This is a genomic window from Roseomonas sp. CECT 9278 (assembly GCF_918698155.1).
Classification (GTDB): domain Bacteria; phylum Pseudomonadota; class Alphaproteobacteria; order Acetobacterales; family Acetobacteraceae; genus Neoroseomonas.
In genome coordinates this window covers 1-8,810 of sequence record NZ_CAKKLX010000088.1, presented here as the reverse complement: position 1 = coordinate 8,810, position 8,810 = coordinate 1, and the positions used below count along the sequence as shown (strand labels likewise).

Annotated in this window: 10 protein-coding genes; 5 read left to right on the top strand and 5 right to left on the bottom strand. The window is 73.1% G+C overall.

Annotation, left to right across the window (positions count from 1 at the left end; translation table 11 throughout):
* The first annotated feature begins 167 nt into the window (after positions 1-167).
* Positions 168-812 carry a CatB-related O-acetyltransferase gene (locus LQ222_RS25635; protein WP_230169717.1) on the top strand — a complete coding sequence of 215 codons (645 nt, stop codon included), beginning with the start codon at positions 168-170 and terminating at the stop codon, positions 810-812.
* A 224-nt stretch (positions 813-1,036) separates the two neighbouring features.
* On the opposite strand, the gene LQ222_RS25630 is transcribed toward LQ222_RS25635, so the two are convergent.
* Positions 1,037-1,708: a tyrosine-protein phosphatase gene (locus LQ222_RS25630; protein ID WP_230169716.1), complete on the bottom strand. Its 672-nt coding sequence runs from the start codon at positions 1,706-1,708 to the stop codon at positions 1,037-1,039.
* A gap of 173 nt (positions 1,709-1,881) precedes the next feature.
* Between LQ222_RS25630 and LQ222_RS25625 the strand changes: the two genes are divergently transcribed.
* On the top strand, positions 1,882-2,223 hold the full coding sequence (locus LQ222_RS25625) for a hypothetical protein (protein WP_230169715.1): 342 nt from the start codon (positions 1,882-1,884) through the stop codon (positions 2,221-2,223).
* Positions 2,224-2,262: 39 nt separating this feature from the next.
* Here LQ222_RS25625 and LQ222_RS25620 read toward each other — a convergent pair whose 3' ends face one another.
* Complete coding sequence (locus LQ222_RS25620) at positions 2,263-3,261, bottom strand: tripartite tricarboxylate transporter substrate binding protein (protein ID WP_230169714.1); 999 nt, start codon at positions 3,259-3,261, stop codon at positions 2,263-2,265.
* A gap of 209 nt (positions 3,262-3,470) precedes the next feature.
* The gene (locus tag LQ222_RS25615) at positions 3,471-3,977 is read right to left on the bottom strand and encodes a hypothetical protein (protein ID WP_230169713.1); all 507 of its coding nucleotides are present in this window, start codon (positions 3,975-3,977) and stop codon (positions 3,471-3,473) included.
* A 149-nt stretch (positions 3,978-4,126) separates the two neighbouring features.
* Here LQ222_RS25615 and LQ222_RS25610 point away from each other — a divergent pair, with 149 nt between their 5' ends.
* Positions 4,127-5,011, top strand: coding sequence for a LysR family transcriptional regulator (locus tag LQ222_RS25610; protein ID WP_230169712.1), 885 nt, complete (start codon positions 4,127-4,129; stop codon positions 5,009-5,011).
* Between the two features lie 172 nt (positions 5,012-5,183).
* A complete protein-coding gene (locus LQ222_RS25605; protein WP_230169711.1) occupies positions 5,184-6,155 on the top strand; it encodes a sodium-dependent bicarbonate transport family permease in 972 nt (323 codons plus the stop codon).
* Here LQ222_RS25605 and LQ222_RS25600 read toward each other — a convergent pair.
* Positions 6,146-6,769: a CoA pyrophosphatase gene (locus LQ222_RS25600; protein WP_230169710.1), complete on the bottom strand. Its 624-nt coding sequence runs from the start codon at positions 6,767-6,769 to the stop codon at positions 6,146-6,148. The two genes, LQ222_RS25605 and LQ222_RS25600, sit on opposite strands and share 10 nt — an antisense overlap.
* 153 nt (positions 6,770-6,922) lie before the next feature.
* On the bottom strand, positions 6,923-7,513 hold the full coding sequence (locus tag LQ222_RS25595) for a DUF1285 domain-containing protein (RefSeq protein WP_308071664.1): 591 nt from the start codon (positions 7,511-7,513) through the stop codon (positions 6,923-6,925).
* Between the two features lie 140 nt (positions 7,514-7,653).
* On the opposite strand from LQ222_RS25595, the gene LQ222_RS25590 reads away from it, so the two are divergent.
* Complete coding sequence (locus LQ222_RS25590; protein ID WP_230169709.1) at positions 7,654-8,661, top strand: MoxR family ATPase; 1,008 nt, start codon at positions 7,654-7,656, stop codon at positions 8,659-8,661.
* Positions 8,662-8,810 lie beyond the last annotated feature (149 nt).

Genomic DNA, 8,810 nt, shown 5'->3' with positions numbered 1-8,810 from the left:
GCGCAGCCGCGCCTCGCGCCCGGCCCGCCCCGCCGCGGGACCGCGGCCATCGCCCCGCCGCGGGACCGCGGCCATCGCCCCGCCCGCGGGACCGTGGCCATCGCCCCGCCGCGGGCAGCCGTGTGATCCGTCCCGGCGGGTCGCCCCATCATGCCCCGGAGCCCCGCATGGCCGCACCGCCCGACCCCGACCTGCTGCACCCCATCGCGGGCACCACGCGCACGGTTTTCCTGCGGCCGCTGCTGGCGCTGAGCCCGCAGGTCACCAACGTCACCGCGGGCGCGTATTCCTACTATCACGACCATGAGGACCCGCGGCGCTTCCTGGACGTCTGCGTGCGCTACAATTTCGGCATCGGGCGGCTGTCGATCGGGCGGTATTGCGCCATCGCGCATCGCGCGACCTTCCTGATGCCGGCGGCGAACCACGCGATGGCGGGACCGTCCACCTATCCCTTCGCCATCATGGGCGGCGCCTTCGCGGAGGCGCTGGCGCTGGCCGACTATCCCTGGCGCGGCGGCGGCGACATCACGGTGGGGCACGATGTCTGGCTCGGCACCGAATGCCTGGTGCTGCCGGGCGTCACGATCGGCCATGGCGCGGTGGTCGGCGCGCGCGCCGTGGTGACGCAGGACGTGCCGCCCTATGGCGTGGTGGCCGGCAATCCGGCGCGGCTGGCGCATCGGCGCTTCGATGCCGCCACGGTGGACAGGCTGCTGGAGATCGCCTGGTGGGACTGGCCGGCGGAGCGCGTCGCGCGCGCCATCCCGGCGCTGGTGCGCGGGGACGTCGCGGCGTTGCGCCGCGCGTGACGGAGGTGCGGCGTTGCGCCGCGCGTGACGGAGGTGCGGCGTTGCGCCGCGCGTGACGGAGGTGCGGCGTTGCGCCGCGCGTGACGGAGGTGCGGCGTTGCGCCGCGCGTGACGGAGGTGCGGCGTTGCGCCGCGCGTGACGGAGGGTCGGCGTTGCGCCATGCCTTCCGCAGGCCGTCGCGCTCAGGCGCGCCTGACGGGCATGGCGCTGCCCTGCGCGGCCCTCATTCGCGCTTCAGCACCCCATCCACCAGCCGGTCCGCCCAGGGCGTGCTGGTGAAGGCGGCGCGCAGCGCATCCTCGGCGTAGTCGTCGCGCACCCAGTCCAGGAACGGCTTGGCGCCGTGTTGCTTCACGAAGGCTGCATAGGACCGGAAGAAGGCGTCGAGGATGCCGGTGCGCGCCGCCGCCACATGCCCGAAGCGCAACGAGAGCTGGTCCAGCGCCTGCTCGACCGGCCGCCCGCGCGCCAGCAGCCAGATGCCGGCCGCGAGGCCCGTGCGGTCCGCCCCCGACTTGCAATGGATCAGCGCCGGCTCGCTCAGCCGCGCGAAGATGCCGGCCAGGCGCAGCACGCGGTCCTTGTGCGGCGCGCCGCGCGATTCCAGCGGCGCGTCGATATGCTCGAGCCCCAGCGCCGCCGCCGCCTGGCGGCCCAGCGCATCCGATCCGCAGGCCTCGCGATGGCCGCGCAGGTTGATCACGGTGCGGATGCCGTGCCGGCGCACCGCCTGTTCCAGTTGCCACGGCGTCGGGTGGTTCGACCGGTACAGCCGCCCGCTTTCCACCACGCCCCAGTTGCGCCAGCCCAGGCGCAGCAGCGCATGGTCGACGAACAGGGAATTCAGCCAGGCCGATCGGCGGGCGGCAGGCTGGGTGAGGTCGCGGGCAGTCATCGCGCGCGGTTATGGCGCGTTTCGCGCGCCTGCGGGAGGGTTCTCCGCCGCGCGGCGCGCGCCGCCCGGCTCCAGGCGCGACGCCGCGCGCCATGGCCGTGCCGCGGGGCGGCGCCATGGCCCTGCCGCAAAACCCATGGCATCGTCGCGTCTTCGTTGCCCGGGAGTCCTGCTTGCGCCGCCTCGTCCTGATCGCCTTCGCCGCGCTGGCATCGCCCGCGCAAGCCCAGCCGCAGAACCTGCGTCCCTACAACATCTATGCCTCGCTGGATCCGGACAGGCCGGACCAGGCGACGCTGCGCCGCGTGCAGGGCGCGCTCAACCGCTGCGGCATCCGCAACGAACAGGATTCCTCCGTCGCCTATGTCGGGCTGCGGCCGGGCATCTACCTGGTCATCACCGGCCCGCATGCCTCGGCCCAGGCCGCGGCGGCGGAACTGGCCCGCGCGCGGAGCTGCGGCGTCGAGGGTTACACACGCGACGCCCGCCGGCGGCCCGGCGTGATGGAAGACTGACCGCCGGGTGGCGGGGGAGGCGACCTCCCCCGGCCGTGCCTATTCGACCCGCGCGCCGGAAATCCGCACCGCTTCCTGCCACATCGCGGCCTCGGCGGCGGCGCGCGCCACCATCTGCTCGGGCGTCGACCAGGCGGCCAGCGCGCCCACCCGCAGGAAGCGGTCCTTCAGCGACTGTTCCGCCACGATGGCGCGCAGCGCGCCGTTGATGCGCTGGATCACCGCCGGCGGCGTGCCGGTCGGGAAGACGAAGCCCTGCCACGAGGACACCACGAAGTTCGGCACCCCCGCCTCCGCCATCGTGGGCAGGTCGGGCAGGGTCGGCCAGCGCTCGGCGGAGGTCACGGCCAGCGCGCGCATCCGCCCCTCGCTGATGACCGGCACGTAGGAGGTCAGGTTGTCGAGCGCGAAGTCGAGGTCGCCCGACAGCATCGCCGGGATGATCTGCGCCGCGCCGCGGAAGGGCACATGCGTGCCCTCGGCGCCGATGCGCCCGGCGAACAGCCCGCCCGACAGATGCCCCGTGGTGCCCACCCCCGGCGAGCCGTAGGTGAAGCCGCCGCGCTTGGCCTTCGCCCAGGCCACGAAATCGGCCAGCGTGCGCGACGGGTTGTGCTGCGCCGAGACCACCGCGACGTTCGGCAGCTCCCACGCCACGCCCACCGGCATCAGGTCCCGCGTCGGGTCATAGGGCAGCCGCGCATACAGGAAGCGGTTGATCACCAGGTGCCCGACCGAGGCGACGCCCATGGTGTAGCCATCCGGCGTGGCCTTGGCGGTGGCGTCGATGCCGATATTGCCGCCGGCGCCGGCGCGGTTCTCGACCACGAAGGTCTGGCCGAGCGCGCCCTGCAGCAGCTCGCAATAGATGCGCACCAGCACATCGGTCGACCCGCCCGGCGGCCAGGGGACGATCACGCGCACGGTGCGGTTGGGCCATGCGCCCTGCGCCTGGACGGCAGGCGCGGCGAGCAGGCCGGCGCCGGCGGCCAGCGTCAGGCGTGAGCCTGCGGACAACAGGGTGCGGCGGGTTGTCATGGTTCGATTTCTCCCGGGTTGACCTTGCCCCCGGGATATCCCGCCGCGGCGGCGAACGCCAGTTCGCGCACGCGGCGCCGGCCTGGCCACCCCTGCCGGGACGCCGCCGCGCCGGGGGCGGACGATGCCAGGCGCTGCGGGACCGTGGCGACCGCCCGGCCACCCATCGAGCACATGCTCATGGGCGGCCATGCGGGGTGAACCCGCCGTCAGGCGTCGCGGCGCGCCTGCGCGTTGCGGCCGGCCTGGGAGATGCTGCCGATGCTGCGCGGGTCCTTCACCGTGCGGCGCTTGCCGCTGGACTTCGCACGCATGCCGGCGCCCGCGCTGTCGCCGCCACCGGGGTGGTGGCTGCCGGCGGCGCGCTTGCGTGCCAGCGCGTCCTTCAGCGCGGCGGCGTGGTAGGCGCGCCGGGCCTCGCCGTGCAGCGCCTCGATGCGCGCATTCACGCGCTTCAGCGCGGCGGCGAACACCTGCTTGCGGCGCAGCAGGGCGGGGTCGTGGCCGGCGGCGGCGCGCGGTTCGCCCTTGCCGCGGCGGGCGCGGCGGTTGGCATGCACCATGCCGCGCAGGCGGTCGCGGTGTTCGCGCAGCAGGCGGGCCAGCGCCACCGCGTCCTCGGTCGACAGCGCGCCGAGCGCCGGGTGATGGCTGTTCGCGATCAGCGCGAAATCCGCGCCGAGAAGGTGACGCTCGGCAGAGATGCTGGTGGCCATGGCAGTGTCCTGAACAATGATGCGCCGCGGCCCGACCGGACCGCCTGCGCCAGCCAATAGCGGTCGGCGGGGGTGCAGAGGAAGCCGCCTTTGCTGTCCCGGGCGTCCCGGCGCTGGCCGGCGCCGCCGCGCCGCGCGAGGATGCCGCCATGGCCCGCCGCGCGCCCGACATCGACACCGCCCTGCTGCGCGCCTTCGTGCTGCTGGCCGAAACGCGGTCCTTCACCCGCACCGCGGAACGGCTCGGCCGCACGCAGCCGGCCATCACGCTGCAATTGCGCCGGCTGGAGGATGCCTTCGGCGCCCGCCTGCTGGCGCGCGACCGCCGCCGCGTGGCGCTGACCCCCGAGGGCGAGGCCCTGCTGCCGGTGGCGCGGGACATCCTTGCCCTGGTCGGCCAGGCCGCGGAACGCCTGGCCGGGTTGGAGGCCGCCGGCGAGGTGCGCTTCGGCAGCCCGGAGGATTTCGCCACCGCCTTCCTGCCCGCCATCCTGGCCCGCTTCGTCGAGACCCATCCCGCGGTGCGCCTGTCCACCGCCTGCGAATTGACGCGACGGCTGATCGAGGGCGTCGAGGCCGCCGCCTATGACCTCGCGGTCATCAAGCAGGCGCCCGGCCGGCTGCATCCGGGCGCGCGGCCGGTCTGGCGGGAGGCGCTGGTCTGGGTGGCGGCCGAGGGCGCCCGCCCCCCGCCGCGCGAGGCCCCGCTGCGCCTGGTGCTGAGCCCCGCGCCCTGCGTCTATCGCGAACGCGCCACCGCGGCGCTGGCCGCCGCGGGGCGCGGCTTCGACATCGTCTATACCAGCCCGAGCCTGGCCGGCGCGGCGGCGGCGGTGCGCGCGGGGCTGGGTGTGACGGTGCTGCCGCGCACCCTGGTGCCGCCGGGCCTGGCGCCGCTGGCGGGCCGCGCCGGGCTGCCGCCGCTGGAGGAGACGGTGATCTGCCTGCTGCTGCGCGAGGGCGCGCCGGCGGCGGCGGAGGCGCTGGCCGCGGCGGTCGAGCACGGCATCGCGCGGGCGGCGGCCTTGGCATAGGGCAGCGTCACCCGATCGGATGGCACCATCCGGACGGGTGGACAGCTGCCGGAGCAAGCTGCCGGCGCCGCTTTTGATATCGAAATCTTATCATTCGACACCAAAAAACTCATTTCCCCTCATGTTTCAGCCCCGGCAGAAGGCCGCCCGACACGCAACGGGACCACGCGCCATGCCGGGCTTCGACATCCTCCTCGCCAACCTGCTTTCCCCCATCGTGCTCGCCTTCGTGCTGGGGGCGGTGGCGGGGTTCATTCGCTCGGAACTCGAATTGCCCGAGCCCGTCCTCAAGCTGATCTCGATCTACCTGCTGTTCTCGATCGGCCTGACGGGCGGGCGGGAGCTGGCGCAGGTCGCCTTCGCCGAGGTCGCGCCGCTGCTCGGCCTGGCGCTGGTGCTGACGGTCGCGATCCCCGGCATCACCTTCCTGCTGCTGCGCCGCGCGGCCGGGTTCGACGTGCAGAACGCGGCCGCCGTGGCGGCGCATTACGGCTCGGTCTCCTCGGTCACCTTCTTCGCCGCCATCGCCTTCGCCCGCGCCATGGACCGGCCGGCCGAGGGCAGCCTGACCGCCGTGGTGGCGCTGATGGAATGGGGCGTGATCGTCGCCCTGGTGCTGGCGCGCATCTCCATGGGGCGGGCGAACGGGACCATGTCGCTCGGGCAGCTCGCGGCCGATACGCTGCGCGGGCGGGGCATCCTGCTGCTGTCGGGCGGCATGGTGATCGGCGCGCTGTCGACCGACGCGCAATGGCAGCAGATCAGCCCGGTCTACGAGGGCCTGTTCCGCGGCGTGCTGATGATCTTCCTGCTCGAGATGGGCATGACCGCGGCGCGCCAGGCACGGGACTTCGCGCGGGTCGGGCGGTTCCTGACCGCCTTCGCCATCCTTTCGCCGATCGCCTGGGGCGTGGTGGGGGTGGTCGCGGGGCACGCCATCGGCCTGTCGCAGGGCGGCGCCTTCGTGCTGGGGGCGATCTGCGCCAGCGCGTCCTATATCGATGCACCCGCCGCCTGCCGGGCGGCGCTGCCCGAGGCGAGCCCGGGCATCTACCTGACGGCGTCGCTGGGCGTGACCTTCCCGTTCAACCTGGTGCTGGGGCTGCCGCTGTATTGGCAGGTGGGCGCCTGGCTCTATGGCTGATCGCGCAGCACCGCCGCCAGCGTCACGAGCATCGAGGCGGTGGCGCCCCAGATGTAGTGGCGCTCATGCGGCCAGACCCAGAATTCGCGCAGCCTGCCGCGGAATTCCTGGCTGCGGCGCTCCGGCGCGGCGGGATCCAGCAACTGCGCCAGCGGGTATTCGAAGGCCTCCGCCACTTCGCCCGGATCGTGCCGCAGGTCGAAGGGCGGGCGCAGCAGCGCCACCACCGGCGTCACGCAATACCCGGTGCCGGTCATCAGCGCCGGCAGGCGGCCCAGCAGCTGCGGCAGGGCGGGGTCCAGACCGACCTCCTCCTGCGCCTCGCGCAGGGCGGCCTGCTCGGGCGTCTCGCCGGGTTCCATCCGCCCGCCGGGAAACGCGACCTGGCCGGCATGGGAACTCAGCCGCGCCGAGCGCAGCGTCAGCAGGATGGTCGGTTCGGGATGCAGCACCAGCGGCACCAGCACCGCCGCATCGACCACCCGCCCCCCGGTGCGCGCGGCGCGGTCGAGGTCATCCTCCGGCGAGGGCCGGTCGCGCGGCAGGGCGTCGGGATCGGCCAGGCGCGCGCGCAGCCGATCCGGGTCAAGCCGCAGGCTTGGGAGGGCGATCATGGGTCAAGCCGCAGGCTTGGGGGGGCGATCATGGGTCAAGCCGCAGGCTTGGGGGGGCGATCATGGGTCAAGCCGCAGGCTTGGGGGGGCGATCATGGGTCAAGCCGCAGGCTTGGGAGGGCCATCATGGGTCCAGGCGCAACGCCGTCGCGCTCACTCCGCCGCCATGTCCAGGGCGGGCTTGTCGTCGATCGGGAAGAACACCCCCTCGCTCCAGACCCCCAGCACGTCGCGCCCGTCCACCGTCTCGGACTGCGCCAGCGCGACCAGTTCGTAAAAGACCGCGCGGCTGATCCGCGCCTCCAGGCCCGCGCGCACCAGGATGTAGGGGCGCGGTTCGCGCGTCTGCGGGCAGATCGCCACCCGGATCGGGTGGTTCGGCCCGGCTGTCACCATCTCATCGAGGTTGGTGCGGAAGGTCAGGCATTGCTGCGGCTTTGCGCAGCCGCAGTCGCAATCGCGCCAGAAAAGTTCAACGGCGAGGAACGGCGCGTCATCCACCTCGATCCGCCCGCGCTCGGCCGGCGTCTCCAGCCAGAAGGCGCCGTCCTCGCCGCGCTTCAGCACCGAGGCGAACAGGCAGACCAGCGGCTTCCGGTTGATCGGGCTGCCCTTGTAGAGCCAGGTCCCGTCGCGGGCGATACGAATCGCGTAGTCGCCGCATTCCATCCTTGCCCGTGCGAGCACGGCGCCGGCCGGCGGCCCCGCGCAGCCCGGTTTTTGCATCGCCTGTGGCGTTGGCATGTCCTGTCCGAGCGTCATTGCATTCCGTCGCCCTTGCACTCAGCGTGGCCGATGCGAGCTAATTCCAAGTGGTAGTCTGACCCGGGGGGGTGCACCGGCCCGTGCGCCTCCGCCGCCGTCATATAGGGAGCCGAGCCCTCATGAGTGAAGTGGCCGAGACGACACAGGACCCCGCCGTGCTGGTGGCGGAGGTCGAAGCCCTCGGCACCCGCCTGGCCCGGGTGCGCGAAGCTGTCGGCCGCGTCATCTTCGGGCAGGAGCTGGTGGTCGAGCGCGTGCTGATCACGCTGCTCTCGGGCGGCCACGTGCTGCTGGTCGGCGTGCCGGGGCTGGGCAAGACCAAGCTGGTGGACACGCTCGGCACGGTGCTGGGCCTCGATCCGCGCCGTGTGCAGTTCACGCCGGACCTGATGCCCGCCGACATCCTGGGCAGCGAAGTGCTCGAGGAAGACGCGTCCGGCAAGCGCGCCTTCCGCTTCATCAAGGGCCCGATCTTCTGCCAGCTGCTGATGGCGGACGAGATCAACCGCGCCTCGCCGCGCACCCAATCCGCGCTGCTGCAGGCCATGCAGGAACACCGCGTCGCGATCGGCGGCGAGATCCACGCCCTGCCCACGCCCTTCCACGTGCTGGCCACCCAGAACCCGATCGAGCAGGAAGGCACCTACCCACTGCCGGAAGCGCAGCTCGACCGCTTCCTGCTGGAAATCGAGGTCGGCTACCCCGACGAAGCCGCCGAACGCGCCATGCTGCTGGCCACCACCGGCGCGCGCGAAGCCAAGCCCATCCAGGCCATGACCGGCGCCGAACTCATGGCCGCCCAGGCGCTGATCCGCCGCATCCCGGTCGGCGAACAGGTGCTCGACGCCATCCTGAAGCTGGTCCGTGGCGCCCGCCCCGAAACCACCACCCTCGACAGCGTCCGCCAACACCTCGCCTGGGGCCCCGGCCCGCGCGCCGCCCAGGCCCTGATGCTCGCCACCCGCGCCCGCGCCTTGCTCGACGGCCGCCTGTCCCCCAGCGTCGACGACGTCCTGGCCCTCGCCGAACCCGTCCTGCGCCACCGCATGGCCCTGACCTTCGCGGCCCGCGCCGACGGCATCCACCTGCGCGAAGTCATCGACACCCTCAAGGAGAGCGTGGCGTAGCGTGCCCGTGTGTGGCGCCTTGGAGAGGGGCTCTGCCCCTCTCCAAACCTCTCCCCGCCAAGGGCTTAAGGCCCTTGGAACCCTCGACTTGATCGGGGGGATTGGGGAGGGGCATGGCATGCCCGTGGGGTCAGGCGGCACCGACGATG